This window comes from Flavobacterium shii (genome assembly GCF_025847235.1).
Lineage (GTDB): Bacteria > Bacteroidota > Bacteroidia > Flavobacteriales > Flavobacteriaceae > Flavobacterium > Flavobacterium shii.
Genome location: NZ_JAOZEW010000014.1, coordinates 77,950 through 95,411, shown reverse-complemented (window position 1 = coordinate 95,411; position 17,462 = coordinate 77,950). Strand labels below are relative to the sequence as shown.

General features: G+C 31.5%; 21 protein-coding genes. 9 read left to right on the top strand and 12 right to left on the bottom strand.

Annotation, left to right across the window (positions count from 1 at the left end; translation table 11 throughout):
* The first annotated feature begins 89 nt into the window (after positions 1-89).
* Positions 90-944 (top strand): GNAT family N-acetyltransferase, encoded by an 855-nt coding sequence (locus tag OIU83_RS13920; RefSeq protein ID WP_264206872.1) that lies wholly within the window; start codon positions 90-92, stop codon positions 942-944.
* Positions 945-1,025: 81 nt separating this feature from the next.
* Here the strand turns inward: OIU83_RS13920 and OIU83_RS13915 are convergent, their stop codons facing one another.
* The 9 genes from OIU83_RS13915 to tssD all read right to left on the bottom strand — a co-directional run bounded on the left by OIU83_RS13915 (position 1,026) and on the right by tssD (position 7,100).
* On the bottom strand, positions 1,026-2,120 hold the full coding sequence (locus OIU83_RS13915; protein WP_264206871.1) for a DUF2931 family protein: 1,095 nt from the start codon (positions 2,118-2,120) through the stop codon (positions 1,026-1,028).
* A gap of 1 nt (position 2,121) precedes the next feature.
* A complete protein-coding gene (locus OIU83_RS13910) occupies positions 2,122-2,511 on the bottom strand; it encodes a hypothetical protein (protein WP_264206870.1) in 390 nt (129 codons plus the stop codon).
* A complete protein-coding gene (locus OIU83_RS13905; protein ID WP_264206869.1) occupies positions 2,512-2,655 on the bottom strand; it encodes a hypothetical protein in 144 nt (47 codons plus the stop codon).
* A 206-nt stretch (positions 2,656-2,861) separates the two neighbouring features.
* Complete coding sequence (locus OIU83_RS13900; protein WP_264206868.1) at positions 2,862-3,158, bottom strand: hypothetical protein; 297 nt, start codon at positions 3,156-3,158, stop codon at positions 2,862-2,864.
* Entirely contained in the window at positions 3,159-3,839 is a 681-nt protein-coding gene (locus OIU83_RS13895; RefSeq protein WP_264206867.1) for a hypothetical protein, read from the bottom strand. It abuts the gene before it with no gap.
* 4 nt (positions 3,840-3,843) lie between these two features.
* Positions 3,844-4,725, bottom strand: coding sequence for a hypothetical protein (locus OIU83_RS13890; RefSeq protein ID WP_264206866.1), 882 nt, complete (start codon positions 4,723-4,725; stop codon positions 3,844-3,846).
* Complete coding sequence (locus OIU83_RS13885) at positions 4,709-4,879, bottom strand: hypothetical protein (protein WP_264206865.1); 171 nt, start codon at positions 4,877-4,879, stop codon at positions 4,709-4,711. Before OIU83_RS13885 ends, OIU83_RS13890 begins: the two co-directional genes overlap by 17 nt.
* Positions 4,880-4,892: 13 nt before the next feature.
* The gene (locus OIU83_RS13880; protein WP_264206864.1) at positions 4,893-6,671 is read right to left on the bottom strand and encodes a type VI secretion system Vgr family protein; all 1,779 of its coding nucleotides are present in this window, start codon (positions 6,669-6,671) and stop codon (positions 4,893-4,895) included.
* Between the two features lie 33 nt (positions 6,672-6,704).
* Positions 6,705-7,100 (bottom strand): type VI secretion system tube protein TssD, encoded by a 396-nt coding sequence (tssD, locus tag OIU83_RS13875; protein WP_264206863.1) that lies wholly within the window; start codon positions 7,098-7,100, stop codon positions 6,705-6,707.
* Between the two features lie 319 nt (positions 7,101-7,419).
* On the opposite strand from tssD, the gene OIU83_RS13870 reads away from it, so the two are divergent.
* From OIU83_RS13870 to OIU83_RS13840, 7 genes are read left to right on the top strand one after another with little or no spacing between them, the layout of a single operon-like run.
* On the top strand, positions 7,420-8,553 hold the full coding sequence (locus OIU83_RS13870) for an NAD(P)/FAD-dependent oxidoreductase (RefSeq protein ID WP_264206862.1): 1,134 nt from the start codon (positions 7,420-7,422) through the stop codon (positions 8,551-8,553).
* Positions 8,553-9,266 (top strand): methyltransferase domain-containing protein, encoded by a 714-nt coding sequence (locus tag OIU83_RS13865; RefSeq protein ID WP_264206861.1) that lies wholly within the window; start codon positions 8,553-8,555, stop codon positions 9,264-9,266. Before OIU83_RS13870 ends, OIU83_RS13865 begins: the two co-directional genes overlap by 1 nt.
* Positions 9,263-10,315 carry a type III polyketide synthase gene (locus OIU83_RS13860; RefSeq protein ID WP_264206932.1) on the top strand — a complete coding sequence of 351 codons (1,053 nt, stop codon included), beginning with the start codon at positions 9,263-9,265 and terminating at the stop codon, positions 10,313-10,315. The genes OIU83_RS13865 and OIU83_RS13860 overlap by 4 nt, the downstream gene beginning before the upstream one ends.
* A gap of 12 nt (positions 10,316-10,327) precedes the next feature.
* A complete protein-coding gene (locus OIU83_RS13855; RefSeq protein ID WP_264206860.1) occupies positions 10,328-10,756 on the top strand; it encodes a 3-hydroxyacyl-ACP dehydratase FabZ family protein in 429 nt (142 codons plus the stop codon).
* Positions 10,757-10,771: 15 nt separating this feature from the next.
* The gene (locus OIU83_RS13850) at positions 10,772-12,049 is read left to right on the top strand and encodes a beta-ketoacyl-[acyl-carrier-protein] synthase family protein (protein ID WP_264206859.1); all 1,278 of its coding nucleotides are present in this window, start codon (positions 10,772-10,774) and stop codon (positions 12,047-12,049) included.
* A gap of 24 nt (positions 12,050-12,073) precedes the next feature.
* Positions 12,074-12,328, top strand: a complete 255-nt coding sequence (locus tag OIU83_RS13845) for an acyl carrier protein (RefSeq protein WP_264206858.1) — start codon at positions 12,074-12,076, stop codon at positions 12,326-12,328.
* The gene (locus tag OIU83_RS13840) at positions 12,325-12,813 is read left to right on the top strand and encodes a 4'-phosphopantetheinyl transferase family protein (protein ID WP_264206857.1); all 489 of its coding nucleotides are present in this window, start codon (positions 12,325-12,327) and stop codon (positions 12,811-12,813) included. Before OIU83_RS13845 ends, OIU83_RS13840 begins: the two co-directional genes overlap by 4 nt.
* A 4-nt stretch (positions 12,814-12,817) precedes the next feature.
* Here OIU83_RS13840 and OIU83_RS13835 read toward each other — a convergent pair whose 3' ends face one another.
* The 3 genes from OIU83_RS13835 to OIU83_RS13825 form a co-directional block, all read right to left on the bottom strand.
* Positions 12,818-13,414: a 3'-5' exonuclease gene (locus OIU83_RS13835; protein WP_264206856.1), complete on the bottom strand. Its 597-nt coding sequence runs from the start codon at positions 13,412-13,414 to the stop codon at positions 12,818-12,820.
* Between the two features lies 1 nt (position 13,415).
* Positions 13,416-15,332, bottom strand: a complete 1,917-nt coding sequence (locus OIU83_RS13830; protein WP_264206855.1) for a DUF294 nucleotidyltransferase-like domain-containing protein — start codon at positions 15,330-15,332, stop codon at positions 13,416-13,418.
* A 291-nt stretch (positions 15,333-15,623) separates the two neighbouring features.
* Entirely contained in the window at positions 15,624-16,037 is a 414-nt protein-coding gene (locus tag OIU83_RS13825; protein ID WP_264206854.1) for a hypothetical protein, read from the bottom strand.
* Positions 16,038-16,186: 149 nt separating this feature from the next.
* On the opposite strand from OIU83_RS13825, the gene OIU83_RS13820 reads away from it, so the two are divergent.
* Positions 16,187-17,416 (top strand): multidrug effflux MFS transporter, encoded by a 1,230-nt coding sequence (locus tag OIU83_RS13820; RefSeq protein ID WP_264206853.1) that lies wholly within the window; start codon positions 16,187-16,189, stop codon positions 17,414-17,416.
* The last annotated feature ends 46 nt before the right edge of the window (positions 17,417-17,462 follow it).

Below are 17,462 nucleotides of genomic sequence, written 5' to 3'. Positions count from 1 at the left end.
TGTCTTCAATAAAATATATTTTTTCAGAAAAAGATATTTAAATTTACATCAGTACTAAAAGCGTATATTTTAGCAAAAAAACTTTTATAATGGAAATTAAAAATTTAAACAACATCGATCTTGAGATTCTCTTAAATACTTTTAACTATTCTTTTTCAGATTATATAGTTCCTTTTCATTTATCAATGGAACAATTAAAATTTAAAATTATTTCGGATAAAATAGATTTCAATTTATCTGTAGGTATATTTGAAGAAAACCAACTTTGTGGATTTATACTTCACGGTAAACAGCTTATAGACGGTAAGAACGTTATATATAATGGGGGGACGGGGATAATTCCAAAAAAAAGAGGACTTGGTCTAGTCGATAAAATGTATCAATTTATTCTTCCAAAGCTTGCCGAAATACAATGTGATCATTTGGTATTGGAAGTAATAACCCAAAATACTTCGGCCATAAAAGCTTATCAGAAATTTAATTATGCTATAACCCGTAAACTATTGTGTTTTAGAGGAAATATTAATGTGATAAGTAAAACATCCAATGTTTCTATCAAAGAAATAAATTCCCCTGACTGGGATCTGTTTCGAACTTTTTGGGACTTTAAACCAACTTGGCAAAATTCAGATTTTGCTTTGCAGCAAATTCAAGAGCATTGTCATTTTATAGGTGCGTATATAGATGAACAACTAGTGGGTTATGTGATATATGGAAAAAGTTCAAATAAAATCCATCAATTTGCTGTCCATGAGAATTTTAGAAGAAAAGGAATAGGAGCAAAGCTCTTTAATGCAGTTAGTGAAAACATTGCAAATACAATTGCCATTTTAAATATTGATGATATGGCTCTCGGAACTATTTCGTTTCTTAAAAAAATGGGATTTGATGTTTCTGTAGAACAATATGAAATGTGGAAAAAACTTGAGCAATATGCAGTCTAAAAACAGTCAATCACGGTGCCTCTTATGGTACCATGATTGACCCGAGTGCAGAAATATTATCTCTCTTTTATTGCTTATAAATTAATATGGCACTGGCTTTGTAAAAGTTTCTTGCGATACTATTGCTTCTTGTAAATCTATTTCTCTATCTTTAGTTTTAAGTTTTATAGCCATTCCTGTTGTTTCTCGTGGCTTGGTATTTCTATCTATATTAATTACAAAACCAATACCTTCATTGGGTTTGGTTTGCTCAAACAAGGCTTTTATTTTTTTTTCATCAAAGTAAACATCACTTTCCATACGTCTGTCGTTTATATCATGCCAAACAATATTCATTTTTCGTGGTGCTGCTCTCTTTTTTATAGACATTACATTATCGTCTAAACTCAGGAAAATAGATTCGAACTCACCGTTTATATAATTAAAATAAATGGATTCTACTTTATCTTCGGGTTTTACTACAGGCGTTAAATTATATTGTTTTAACAAAGTGTCCCAATAGCCAAAAGGTATCCTTCCATGTACAATCTGGTTTTTTATTTCTTGTGGTAATCTACTAACTATATCAGCAACATATTCATCAGCTCCTTTTTTCTCTTCCATTGATGAATGTGCTACTTTCCAATCTACGTTTTTGTCTTCATGGGCTTGGTAACGACCTACTAAAGTTGTGTTTTCCGATCCTCCTACCCAAACCAAGACTACTCCACCAGGAAGAAGCCCTACATTTATACCATAACCGTAATATTTATTAATTACTATCTTCTTTAGTTTGTTGTCATAAAAAGGTTCTCTGTCTCCATTTATCATCAAGGCTTCTATTTTATTGGCATCAAGATTAAAAACTCCCGAATAACTTTTGTTTTCGGTATAGGATATCCAAGTAATATCGAGTTTTTTTGGTACAATTCCAGTAGCCCCATCTGTGGTTGAATTATTATTGCTTCCCAAACCTTCTTTTGGATTTATAACAGTATTAAAGGGAAGGTAAGCATAATAGCTATTCGGTTTTAGATTTGTTAGTAAGTGTCCAGAGAAAATTTCGGCAGGATAGTTTTTTGGTGTGCAGGCAGCTGTTGTCCAGCTGTATTCTTTTTGTTCCATATTTTTTTGGCACGAAGCCAGTGTTAAGTTTAATAGTGTAAGTAATAGTAATACTCTTATCTTATTTTTCATATTATCCATTTATTTTAAATCGCTCCCAAATTATTTCTCTGTAAGAGTTTGAACCCACTCCGGTAGGTTTTGTCATGCGGGGTTCCATACCTATACCGTCCATGCTCGCAGAACAATGTAAGTATTTATGGCGTAATGTCATTAACATTTTATGATCTTCGGCTTGGGAGTAAAATTTATCTATTTCGGTTTCATTATTTACTATTGACTTGATTGTATCATCAACTTTATCCTCATCATCGATTATGTATGTATACGAATATTTATAAAAACCATTTTCGGCTAATTCCTGTTGTGTTAAGGGTTTGGTTAAATAATGATTGATTGTATCTCTTTTTCCGCATGAAAAAAGAGATAGTATTGTTATTAATAATATGGTTATATTTTTCATTTATTTAGATAATTCATAATTCTGTCCGTTATACCATTCTTCAATAACATTCCAAAAAGGCATTTCTTCTTTACTATAATTAACAAGCATATCATACCCTTTACTATTATAGTAGTAAATTCTTGTTTTATAATTGTTAATCATAAAAAGCGTAGGATGCTTTTTGGTACTTACTTTTTCTTTTATTATTAATTTTATAGGTATTTTTAAACTACTGTAATACTTTAAAATTTTCTCTTTTGTACTTAAATCCGTAATTTTCTCTTTCTGTTTACCATTAAAATCAACTACTAATTATTCTTATATACATAGGTTATAATTCTTCCATTTAAATCATTTTTTAGATAATTTTATTTTAATTTGAATGAATCTTCATTTTTATCACCAAAAAAAGACATAGGGTATAATTTGCCGTTTTTGTTTCTTTCTGGTTTAACATTTGAATACATATCATATCTTACTATTAATCTGATAGTATCCTTAATTTTATCTTTATTATCAATTGTATCTGTGTATGAATATTTATAAAAACCATTTTCGGCTAATTCTTTTTGTGTAATAGGTTTTGTTAAATAATGATTAATTGTATCTCGTTTACGGCATGAAAAAAGAGACAGGATTGTTATTAATAAAATTATATTTTTCATTTACAATAAATAATGCATTTCACTTATATGTCCAGAATACCAATATTCTCGAATATTATAATAAGTAGAGTTGGTTAAATAGTTTGTAAACATTTCATAATATTTTTCTTTTTCGGAGAAATAAAATCGGGTTTTGTGAGTATCAATCATAAACTGTCCTGTATATATTTCTCCTGTTTTACTGTTTTTTATTACTGGCTTTATAGAAATTTTCAGACTGTCGTAATATTTAATAATTTTTTCTCGACTAGTAAAATCGACAATTTCATTGTGCTTATTATCAAAAGAAGGAACTTCTATATTTTTATAAAACAAAGAATCATTTCTAAACAGATAAGTAATAACTCTGCTATTTAATTTGTTCTTGAGATAGTTTGTATTTTTTATTGCTTTAATTGAATCTTCACGATAAAAATTCCATAATTGTGTTGGGCATAATTTCCCTTCTTTGTTTCTTTCGGGTTTTACGTTCGAATACATATCATATTTTACTATTGACTTGATTGTATCATCAACTTTATCTTCATCATCGATTATGTATGTATACGAATATTTATAAAAACCATTTTCGGCTAATTCCTGTTGTGTTACGGGTTTGGTTAAATAATGATTGATTGTATCTCTTTTTCCGCATGAAAAAAGAGATAGTATCGTTATTAATAGTATAATTATATTTTTCATCCTGTTACTTTTTTATGTTTAGTCCCCATTCTTCTAATATCTTTAAAATATCTTTATTCTCTCTTCGAGGCTCACCGATTTTTCTTTGAGGAGACACATAGCCATTTGCATTTTCTCGTTTGTATTCTTGAATTGTAGTAGCATTATCAAGATAAACAGGTCCTTTAATAGGATAAGTGTATTCTGCAAGACTAAATTGTGGTTCTACACTTAAAGCCAGTCCTAAAATTTTCATCGCAATATCAGCAATTATTGGAGCCTTTCCGGGTGTAAAACCAATACTTGATTCTGCTATACCCAAAAGACTTAGTGTTTTATTAAGCTCGTCACGATTTGCTGTAACTTTCATATTGGTATAATTTACATCGGTACGGCGGTTACAAAGTGAAGCCTGAATAATGTATTCATGAAATTTTTTTAACAAATAAACTTTACCATTTCTAAAAGTAACTATTTTATTTTTGATAACATGATTGTGCAACTCTTTAGCATCTATACAAGCCTCTTTTTGTTTTTTTATTTTAAATGAGGAATCTAAAAGATGCCTGCCTTCAGAAGCCTCATAAACGAGTCTAAATTGTGTAAGTATCTTTTCACCTTTTATTATTTCTCCCTTATTGTCCATATAAATAGTCAACGCACTCAAATAACAATTTCTTGGGGATTTATTTATAGTTAGATTTTCTTTTGAATCAGTATAACATTTATTAAGTTCTAATGAGGTTACTGCTGTAATGCAATGTAACAAACCGTCATTATCAGTATCAATCTTCATATTAAGGCTTTGTGTATAATAAGCTCTAGATAAATCCCGATATTGTGATTCTTCCCAAGGTTCTTTTATTTCTTCTGGCTCATAATCACCTAGACTAACTGATGTTCCCATTTTTTATGATTTTTTTTGTACTGTTTAATTCAATATCTCCATAGGTAGCTACTATTTTAATAGTTCCTGCCGTTTTTTCTATTTCACCAGCCATTACAGCATATCCTTTGGTAATCTTGATGGTGATACTTTTTGCTCGTTTTATAATTGCCATGATAATGGTTTGTTTAATTAAAATTACTTCTCTCACTACTATTCGCTATAATCGATTTTGATGCCTTTAGAATCATATCTCCTTGGGTGGTATTTAGATTTATCTTTTCGGCAACTTCGGTATATTCTGCAGAGGTTACTGTCATTTTTCCGTCTATAAAATCTAATTTTTCATCTCCCATTTCTGTAATATTTCCACCAGCACTAATATCAATATCATGCGCTGCTTTTTGTATTATATCTGTTCCTGCATTATAAGTAATCCCCTCTGAGGCATTTATTATAAAGCTTTTGCAATTAAAAGTGACCGTTTCGGGAGAAGTGAAGTTCATGTTTTTATTCTTTTCATCCAGATGAATTTCATTCCCGCTTGGATCGGAGAGCCAAATGCCTACTTTTTCTACAAACTTTAATAATTGTCCAAATTGAAGTCTCCATCCTTTTATCCTATTTTTTGGATCGAAAAATTCAGGTTTTGCTTTTCCGTTATAAAAAGCTCCCGATACATAAGGACAATCGGCATTTCCTGCTTCAAAACTCACTTGTACTTCATCGCCTATTTCTGGGATGATGTATGAACCTCGACCAGAACCGCCATATTGTTGCACCATACGCATCCATTCGCTTGAGTTTCCCCAGCCTGCCCAATAAAAATCTACTTTTACACGACCCATTGCTTCGGGATCATTATTGTCGCTTATTATCGCGGGTTGGCTATCGGCTTTGCCAAATACTTCGACATCGGTATAATGTGGTGCCGCCACATCGGCAGGAATAGCTTTAAACTCACAACTGTAGTTTCCGTGTCCTTCAGACAGGTGTATGATTTCGATCGCAATAAGTTCATGCTCTACGTTTTTATTCTGGATTGTAAATACCTGTCCTAAACCAATCGGGAAATAGGAGACTCCGCTATAAAAAACGCTATTAGCATCGCGACCTGCTGTTTGCAATCTCACCATTTCCTCGATTTCATCTTTATTTTGAGCATTATTAGTATAAGCACCATGACTTAAACCTTGTCGTGCCACCGATCCCTGATTGTAGCCTACAATAGATGCAAACCGGTCGCGGCTGCCTGTTGTGATTTTCTCTGAGGCATTTCTAATTTTCTCTGCATTGTTGTAGTTATAGCCTCCAAAAGAGGTTTTATGGGATACTAAATTTGCTTCAATCTTGAATTTATGTAAGGAAGAACCGTTTATTAATTTTACTTTAGAGGGTTTGGTTTGTCCAAACTGCATGCGCATTCCATCAAAATAGAACCACTGCCCATAACGAGCTGAAAGACGTTTCATGAAATTAAAACTAGTTTCGTTATATTGTGTCTTGTATTTGAATGTTTTGGAGAAAGTAGGTAATATTGCTTCGTTTTGGTAAAATTCTCCCGAGCTTTCTTCGGCAAAAATTTCCAGTGCAATTTCCTGTAGGTTTTTCTCAAGAAAGATTCTTGATTTTTTCATATCATCAATTACAATCGTATGACTAATACCGGTAACATATAATCCGGCAGGACTGCCATGCAGGTTAATAGAAACTAGATTTGATATCATACCTTTGGACATCAATTGAATTCCGTTTACCTTAAAAGTAAAGATTACTTCGCTTCCTATATATTTACCAATGGCTGATGCCTGATCAGAAGGTTCTATTATTGCTTTACTGGTATATTGCCATAAAAATGAAAAATGGTGATGGTCTGCCATTTGTTGCGATAGCTTAAAATTGGAATAAATGACGTTTTGAGAAAAACTGCTTATAGATATATGAACTTGTTCTGAAAATTTCGACATGATATGTTGGCTTATTGGTTGGTATTTTAGAATTTAAATCAATTCGATCCAGTCATTGAGGAATTTAGCCTCACCAAAAGCCATTTCACGGCTTACTATTTCCATTGTTATCTTCATCGGAATATCGTTTGTACTCGAAAATTGTTCTTCATAGCCTATACAAAAAGCTTTTTCGAAGGTTAGCTCTTTCATTTTGCTCATAGCATCTCTTCTGTAAAAAGTAATTTTACCGTCTTTACTTTGGTCACTACTTAACATCCATGATAAAAAATTGGTACTGTGATCTGCTTGAATTGTCATTTTTATAATTCCTCCTTTGGCATTTCCTGTTGGTTTGGTTGTTGTATCTGTTTCTTGTTTAAAGTTGATATTGAAATCAAGAATATTATACTCTTCTCCATCGATTTGTAATTTGGCTAGGAAACTCATAGTTTTAGTTTTTAACAGGTTAATTATTTATTAAGTATTTTTCTATAAATAGTACTTTTGTAAAGTTAAGGAGCGGACAAACTTATAATTAGCCTCAATAAGTTATAGAACCGATGGATTAAGACATTTTTCAGGATAATTATAAGTGGAGAAAGTGGATGTGTTTTAAGTGAATTTTAAGCCAGCTTTTTTATTTAAAATTGGTTTTCTATTAAGAAATTACTTAAATTAGCAATAGCATTAATCGTCATAATATTAAATGTCTTATAAAAACTCAATTGACGGTATCAGATCTGTTAAAAGCAAATAGTATCTACATATGAAAAAAAATGCTGATGTAGTAATTATTGGTGGTGGACTAGCAGGATTAACATGTGCTATTCATTTGTCTAAAATGAAGTTACAGGTTGTTTTAATTGAAAAAAACGAATTCCCGAAACATAAAGTTTGTGGTGAATACATTTCCAACGAAGTAAAATTGTATCTCGATTGGCTTGATTTAAACATTCAAGATTTGAATCCTACAACAATCTCAAAATTAGAATTCTCGGCAATAAACGGAAGAACTATTGGTTGCGATTTACCTCTGGGAGGATTCGGGATTAGTCGTTATTCCTTAGATTATTACTTGTATCAAAAAGCAATCGAAAACGGCTGTGAGATAATTCATGATACAGTTGAAGATGTTGGATTTCAGGATGATTTATTTACAATTTCAACCTTAGATAGAAAAAAAATAGCTGCAAAAATTACTATTGGTGCTTTTGGCAAACGTTCTAATTTTGATATAAAACTAGAACGTGAATTCATTCAGAAGAAAGCACCTTGGTTAGCTGTAAAAGCACATTATAAGGGAGATTTTGCAGATGATCTTGTTGGTTTGTACAATTTTAAAGGAGGATATTGTGGTGTTTCTAAAGTCGAAAATGATATAATAAATGTTTGTTATTTGGTTAATTATGATTCTTTTAAAAAACATAAGAGTATTGATAATTTTCAAACTAATGTGATTTGTAAAAATCCACATTTAAAACGTCTTTTTAAGAATAGTACGCTATTATTTGATAAGTCTTTAACAATAAGTCAGATTTCATTTGAAAGGAAAACTGCCATCCAAAATCATATTCTAATGATTGGTGATAGCGCAGGTTTGATTCAGCCTTTATGTGGTAATGGGATGGCAATGGCAATTCATAGCGCTAAAATTGCATCAGAATTAATTCTTGATTTTGGCAGTAATAAAATTAAAACAAGGCAGGAATTTGAAAAACAATATATAAAATTGTGGAATCATAATTTTAATAAGCGATTAAGAATTGGTCGGTTTTTAGCCACTCTTTTACAAAATAAAAACAAATCTGCATTTGTAATGTGGTTATTAATTCAGTTTCCTTTTTTATTACCCAAAATTATTAAAGCAACACATGGCAAACCTATAACTGTAAATTATTAATGGCTATAAATACCAAACACAGAACAGACGATATTGAAATCATGGATGATTTTACATTACATGGTGAAACTTTGCAAGATGCATTAGATAAAATTGCAAAAATAAATCAGCTTTTGGGAGGAAACTACTTAACTTTACAAGGAGTGCAAAAAATAATAGCTGGTTTGTCCAAAGATCAGGTTATTACAATTGTAGATGTAGGATGTGGGAATGGAGATATGTTAAGAATGCTAGCCGATTACGCATTAAAACAAGATTGGAATTTTAAATTAATCGGAATCGACGCTAATGCATTTACAATTAATTATGCTCGAAAATTATCAGTACATTATCCTAATATATGCTATCGTTGTGAAGATATTTTCAGTGAAGTTTTTAGTGAGCTAAAATATGATATATTATTGTGTACTTTGACATTACATCATTTTAAAGAAGATGAAATTGTGAAATTATTAACGATTTTTAAAGCTAATAGCCGCTACGGAGTTGTAATAAATGATTTGCAAAGAAGTATCATTTCTTATCGGTTGTTTCAGGCAGTTTGTTTTGTTACCGGATTAAACGGAATGTCTCGTAAGGATGGATTGACTTCAATATTACGAGGATTCAAAAAAAGAGAACTAGTTGATTTTTCGAAGCAATTAGATTTAAAAAAATATAACATTCAATGGAAATGGGCATTCCGATACCAATGGATAATTTCAAAAATATGAGTGTAAAAATAACTACAGTTGCCAAACAATTACCTAAATATTCAAGAACGACCGAAGAAATTATTCCGTTTTTAGATTCTTGGCTTATTGGGCAAGATGAGCGTTTTATCCGAAAAGTTAAGAAAATTTTTGAAGGAGCAACTGTAGATAAGCGCTATTCTATTATGGATCCAATTGAAGTTTTTGCGAATACTACATTTGAGGATAGAAATGATATTTATGTTCGTGAAGTTATAGATTTAGGCGAAAAGGTTTTGGAAAAAGCATTGCAAAAATTAAACTGGGACGCTAAAAGTTTGGATTACATTATTACTGTGAGTTGTACTGGTATTATGATTCCTTCATTGGATGCATATCTTATTAATAAACTAAAACTACGTCAGGATATAGTACGTCTTCCTGTTACCGAGATGGGTTGTGCTGCCGGAATTTCTGGTATTATTTATGCCAAGAACTTTTTGAAAGCCAATCCTGGGAAACGTGCCGCTGTAATAGCTGTCGAAAGTCCAACTGCAACTTTCCAGTTGAATGATTTCTCGATGGCAAATATTGTTTCCGCAGCAATTTTTGGTGATGGTGCTGCTTGTGTTTTGCTTTCTTCCCATGAAGACGATAATGGACCTGAAATTTTGGATGAAGAGATGTATCATTTTTATGACAACATCCACATGATGGGGTTCAAGCTTGTAAATACAGGATTGCAAATGGTTTTGGATATTGAAGTTCCCGAAACTATTGCTTCGCATTTCCCCGATATTATTCATCCTTTTTTAGCCAAAAATAATTTAAAAATAGAAGATATAGATCACTTGATATTTCATCCTGGAGGGAAAAAAATTGTCCAAACAGTAGAAGATCTATTTTTGAATCTGGGGAAGAACATCGAAGATACAAAAGAGGTACTGCGATTATACGGTAATATGTCTAGCGCAACGGTTTTATATGTATTAGAGGAAATTATGGATAAAAAACCTAAAATAGGAGAGAAGGGGTTAATGTTAAGTTTTGGCCCAGGATTTTCTGCACAAAGGGTTTTGTTGCAATTCTAAATTAAATTCAAAATGATAAATCAGGATATTATAGCTAAATTACCTTATACTAAACCATTTTTATTTGTAGATGAAATCATTTCGATATCTGAGAATGGGGTAGAGGGGGCGTTTTATTTTGATGAGAATTTGGAATTTTACAAAGGTCATTTTGCGTCAAATCCAATTACTCCCGGCGTAATCTTAACTGAAGTTATGGCGCAAATAGGTCTAGTTTGTTTAGGGATATATATATTAAATAAAGAGTTTACCAAAACACATTCAATTGCTTTAACCTCAGTTGAAATTGAATTTTTAAAACCTGTATATCCGAAAGAAAAAGTAACTGTTGTTTCTCATAAAATATATTTTAGATTTGGAAAATTAAAGTGTAAAGTAAGCATGAAGAATGAACAAGATCAAGAAGTTTGTTCCGGTGTTATTGCCGGAATGATTATTTAAATTAAAAATAGTAAAATGCAAAAAAGAGTTGTTATTACAGGTCTGGGTGTTGTTGCTCCAAATGGGGTGGGACTTGATGCATTTACGCATGCATTAAAAAATGGCATATCAGGAATTAAACATGATCCTGAATTGGAACGGTTGCAATTTTCTTGTCAGATTTCGGGAACCCCAGAATTATCTCCCGAATTAATCTCTCAGTATTTTACAGAACTTGAATTACGCAATTTTAACGCTACAGGAATCTTATACGGTGTAATTGCAGGGTTGGACGCTTGGAAAGATGCTGGTTTAACTATTGTTAGGGATGGAGATCCCGATTGGGATAGCGGAACAATTTTTGGTTCTGGAACTTCGGGAATAGATAAATTTAGAGAAAGTATTTATAAAATAGATGATTTCCAGGCCAGACGCTTAGGAAGCACAGTGGTTGCGCAAACAATGAATAGTGGTGTTAGTGCTTATCTAGGAGGTAAAATTGGTCTCGGAAATCAAGTTACTACAAATTCATCTGCGTGTACAACAGGTACCGAAAGTGTATTAATGGGATATGAACGGATAAAATCTGGCTACGCTAAACGTATTTTGGTAGGAGCAACAAGTGATTCTGGCGCTTATATCTGGGGAGGTTTTGACGCTATGAAGGTGTGTACATTCAAGCACAATGATTTTCCCGAAAAAGGCTCGAGGCCAATGAGTATAAGTGCTTCAGGTTTTGTACCAGGGAGTGGAGCAGGGGCTTTGGTTCTGGAAGATTTGGAAACTGCTTTAAATAGAGGCGCCAGAATTTACGCCGAAGTATTAGGAGGAAATCTTAATTCCGGCGGTCAGAGAGGCGAGGGAAGCATGACGGCTCCAAATCCAATTGCTGTACAAAAATGTATAAATGATGCATTAGAAAATGCTAAAATATCGGCTTTGGAAATTGATTTAATTAATGGTCATTTAACAGCAACTTCCAAAGATGCTTTGGAAATAGAAAATTGGAGTATTGCATTAGGACGCAAAGGAATAGATTTTCCTTATGTAAATGCATTAAAATCAATGGTTGGTCATTGTTTATCGGCAGCAGGAAGTATCGAAATTGTAGCTTCGGTTTTACAGTTGCATCAAGGATTTATTTTTCCAAATATTAATTGTGAGGATTTAAATCCAGAAATTACAGCTATTATTGATAAAACAAAAATTCCAACTCAGTTAATCAATTCAGATTTAAATATCATTGCCAAAGCGAGTTTTGGTTTTGGTGATGTTAATGGTTGTATAATTTTGAAAAAATATAATTTAAAATAATCTTTTATAAATAACCTAATAAATATGAATAGTCAACAAATACTTATAGAATTAAAAGACATTGTCAAGCCGTATATAAAAAACGAAGAGGCTTTTAGTAATTTCACAGAAGATACTGATTTTATTACAGATTTAAATATAAACTCTGCTAATTTGGTTGATGTTGTGCTTGATGTTGAAGAGAAATTTGATATTATAATAGACAATGAATCAATGGAGAAGATGATTAATGGTAAAGCCGCTTTAAGTATAATTCAAGCCAAACTAGATGAAAAATGATAGGGAACGATATTGTTGATTTAGAAATTGCCAAGGAGGAAAGCAACTGGAAGCGTAAAGGTTTTTTGGATAAAATTTTTACTGCTGAGGAACAATTTCTTATTTTGAATTCAGAAAAGCCAGAAATAATGGTTTGGAATTTATGGAGTCGAAAAGAAGCTGCTTATAAGATATTTAATAGAGAGACAAAAATAAGAGGTTATTTTCCGTTAAGATTAGTTTGTATTTATGAAAGTGAGGGTTATGGCGAAGTGACTATAGATAATAGATTGTATTTTACAAAAACTAAAGTTACACAAGATTATGTGTATACAATAGCTGTTTTAAAAGAGAATGATTTAAATAGAATTGTTTCATTGGATAATGAAACAAAAATATATAAAGAGACTGGTATTCCGTATGTAATAGATGTAATTACAAATTGTAAAATACCAGTCTCGATAAGTCATCACGGACGTTTTATGAAATTAATAAGATTGGCTTAATGTTTTATTTTATCCCTAATCTTGACTTGAGTTTCAAAAACAATAATGCGATTTTATAAGCATCTTCTGAAGAAGAATTTCGTTCGCTTTTTGGGATTTTATAAATATCGCACAATTCATCCAAAGAGAATTGTTTATCGGTAATATCGTGAAGTTTGCGATACATAACATCTACATCCAAAGCTTCATTTTTTAATCTTCCGCAATCTAGTTTTTCCAAAGCGGCGTTAATCATTTCGACATCAAAATTAATATGATGCCCAACCAGAACTCCATTGCCAATATATTCGATTAGCGCTTTAAGAGCATCGGGTTCAGGTAGTTTTTCCATTTTGCTTTCAATTATAAACTCGTTTGTGAGTCCATTATCATGGAAAAATTTATATTGCAAAAGAACTGCTTCAAAGCTGTCCTGAATAACAATGCTGTTATTTATTACGGCAAATGAACCAATAGAAAGTATTACGTCTTTAGTTGGGTTTAACCCAGATGTTTCGGTAGATAAAACAACAAATCGCTCCGATTTAGTTTCAAATTTGGCAAGATACTCTTTCCAAAAATCAGGGTATTCTTTGTTGATATTTTTCAGCCAGTCTAACATATTATGAAAATTGGGTCAGTTGAAATTTACTCTTTATTAGCTCTTCGAGATCTCTCATTGGTGCCAATGCATTTTTTAGTTTGTCTTTATCGCTTTTTGATAATTCTCTTAAATTTATATATTGACCAGAATCGTCATTTTTTAAACCTTCGATAGTTCTAAACTTAGACAAAGTTAAAAAAGCTTCGGCACAGTTAAGATAAATATCAGCATTCTTGGAATCTGTAATTGCTAATTGTTTAAATCTTAAATAAGTATTTTTTATTCCTTTAATATTGGAACTTAATATCAATAAACGAGCTCCATCAATTAATGGCATTAATGCGCGAGTTTTAATATCAAACTTAAATTTATTAGGACCTTCTTCCTCAACTATAAATTTCTTAAAGAAACTTAAAGGTGAGTTTTTCTTTAAAGCATCATTTCCTAAGAAATCAAAGAATAAGGTGTTGTTAGTTGCATTTTTAAAAATCACATTTTCAATTGCTTCTTCGATTTTTGGCTCTCCAAAAACGATTTCATAATCAAAGAAGATACTGCTTAAATCATTACTGTTTTCTCCTGGAGTATTCATCCAGCTATTGTATTGTTTTGTCCAGTCTGTCAATGACTTACACCACATCATGTTACTTGCCATGTGCCCATTTGGACAAAATTCATAACCTATTTTTTCTAAGGTAGTTGTTGTTCTTTTAGCAAGATGCAAAAAGTAATCTTTTACATCTCTGTATTTATCTGCAGTAACATCTTCGAAAATTAAGATACTATCCTGATCAGTTAGTAATAGTTGTTCTTTTCTTCCTTGACTACCAATGCTTAACCATGCAAATCGAGCAGGAGGTGAGCCCATTTCTAAAATCGAAAGCTCAACAGATCGTTTTATCAGTGCTAAATTGATTTCATTTGCAATATTACTAATATGTGAAAGCGGAATATTTTTCTGAATGTAATTCTGAATTAAATCCGATAAACGATCTCTAATTTGTTTTAAATCTTTAGGTAGTTGTGAGCGTTTGATTTCTTTTATCAATACGCCAGGATTACTGGCTTGAGCAACAATTAAATCATGTTCGGAGATTACTCCTTTAACTGACGATTTACTTGTTCCGTCTTTTGTAACACATAAATGGCTAACATTATGTTTTAACATTAATAATTGGGCTTCGGCAAGTGAAACATTTTCTATTACAGTTACAACAGGCGAGGACATTATTTTATCAACTGTTTCATTAATTGAGAATCGACCTGTGGCAATTTTCGAAGATAAATCGGCATCTGTAACAATACCAATAGGATTATTGTTTTCGCAAACAACAATATTATCAACCATAGCTTCGGTCATGCGCAATGCAACTTCCTTAACAATACTATTTCCCTGAGTTATTAATGGGGAGTTATTATAATTTAAAGACTGAATATATTGTATTTCTGATTGTTGATCAGAATAAAAAATATTATCTGAAATATGATTTCCTTTAAAATCAGAATTGTCTTTGGTTTGGCGTGTATTTGCTGCAAAACTTTCTAATAAAAAATTTAAAACATCCGGATTGTTTGCTACAAAAGGTCTAAAAACGGAAATAGGTATTGCATATACAATACTTTCTTCTCTGGCTTTTGCCGTCATCATATAGTTGTTTTTGGCAAAAAATGGACGTAAGCCAAAAATATCGCCATCATGGCATTTATTTAATAAAGTTTCCTCGGCATCTGCAATTACAGATAAATTAATAACGCCAGAAGCAACTACATAAAAACTATCATGTAGAGGATCATTAATTTGAAATAATACTGCGTGTTTTTCTAAATTGATAACACGAATATTAGTTGCAATCTCTGATAATTCTTGAAAAGTCAAATTATCGAATGGCGGATATTCTTTTAGGAAATCTGCAATATGCTCAGCAATTGTATTCATAAGTTTGATAATTTTTTATAAAGTATCGTATGTAAAAATAATAAAATAAACTCTTACAATGAAAGCATAAATAATTTTGAATAGGTTTTATTTTTATATATCTTATTTAAGCTAAAATAAGCAATAAAAGCATGCGATTGTAAAGATAGGACTTGATATGATTATATTGAGGTTTAAAAATATTCTATTTTACATAATATAAATTATAGGTCAATTATATCATTAGAAGATGGAAGCAAAGAAAAAGCCACCTTGTTGCTAAGATGGCTTTTGTATGATTGCAAATATTGATTAGTATTTCTTTGCGTAAACGGATTTCCCATTTAAGAAAACTTCAAATCGACTTTTATCATCATAGTAAGCGGTTTTATAAACGTCTCCTTTAAAAAGAGAAATATCACCATGAACTCTACCGTCAACTTTTGTAGTGTAATCAAATATCATTTTTTTATTGTAAGGACCAATTCCTAAGCTATACGATGTGAATGGCGTTCCTTGTAAATCAAATTCTTGTTTAGAATCAATAATTTTCTCATCTGTGTAAAAATTAGTAATTTGCTTAGTAAGAGGAATGTCAGGGTAAAATTTATTTACTTTTTTAATAAATTCATACTGTTCAACGGTTACAGGCTCAATTTTAGAGGTAATTGTTTGAGAGAAAGAAACTGTAGTAACTAAAAGTAATAATAAGGCACATCTTTTCATAATTGATAATTTTAAATTAATAATTATAGCCATTTACAAAGCTAACTATGTTAAATAAGTAGTTATTTCATTAAACAAATCCTTTAATGAATCAACAAGATACGAAATATTTATCTTTGCAAGGAAATAAAACATTATTTTTTAAATAAATGACTACAAAAAAATACATTAAACTAATACTTATTTTAGGTTCCTTAACCGCTCTTGGGCCGTTTTCTATTGATATGTATTTACCTGGTTTCTCAGGAATTGCAAAGGATTTAAACACGACAGTGGCTAAAGTTTCGATGAGTTTATCTAGCTATTTTATCGGTATTTCTGCCGGACAATTGCTTTACGGGCCTTTATTGGATCGTTTTGGAAGAAAAAAACCTTTGTTTATCGGATTGTTGGTTTATATTTTGGCTTCATTAGGCTGTGTTTTTGTTACTGATATTGATACTTTTATAGGATTACGTTTTCTACAAGCTGTTGGTAGTTGCGCTGCTACAGTAGCTTCTGTAGCTATGGTTCGTGATCTTTTCCCTGTTAAAGATATTCCTAAAGTTTTCTCCTTATTAATGTTGGTTGTTGGACTTTCTCCAATGCTTGCTCCAACAATTGGTGGATATGTTACTTCTGATTATGGCTGGCATACAGTATTCTTTATATTAATGTGCATGGGAATTGTAATTTTATTAGCGTCTCAAATTGGTTTACCAAATACGCATAAACCCGATACATCTATTTCTTTAAAACCAAAGCCGATTATTACAAACTTCATTAAAGTTGTAAAAGAGCCTCAGTTTTATACTTATGCTTTTACTGGTGCAGTATCATTTTCGGGGTTATTTACTTATGTAGCGTCCTCCCCTATCGTTTTTATGGATATTTTTAAGGTTGACGCTAAGATATATGGTTGGGTTTTTGCATTTATGTCTTTGAGTTTTATAGGTGCGAGTCAATTGAATTCATTTTTATTGAGAAAATTTTCAAGTGAACAAATGATATTTGGTGCATTGGTAACGCAATCTATAATAAGTATTGTATTTTTGATCTTGGCAATGAATAATGTGCTTGGTTTATATGGAACAATCGGAATGTTATTTATTTACCTGGCTTGTTTGGGGATTTCAAATCCAAATACTGCAGGTCTTACAATGGCACCTTTTGCCAAAAACGCAGGAAGTGCATCTGCATTAATGGGTGCGATTCAGCTTGGATTGGGTGCAATCGCTTCGTTTGCTGTTGGTATTTTTGTTATAAACTCGATAGTTCCAATGGTTGCAATTATGACAACAACTACTATTACGGCCTTTATTATTCTTAATATTGGTAAACGTTTTATAAAAGAAAAAATTACTGCTTCTAATGATGAAGAAACAGCAATGATTCATTAATAAAATAGATATAGTTTGCTAAAGGAACGCGGATTAAACGGATTTT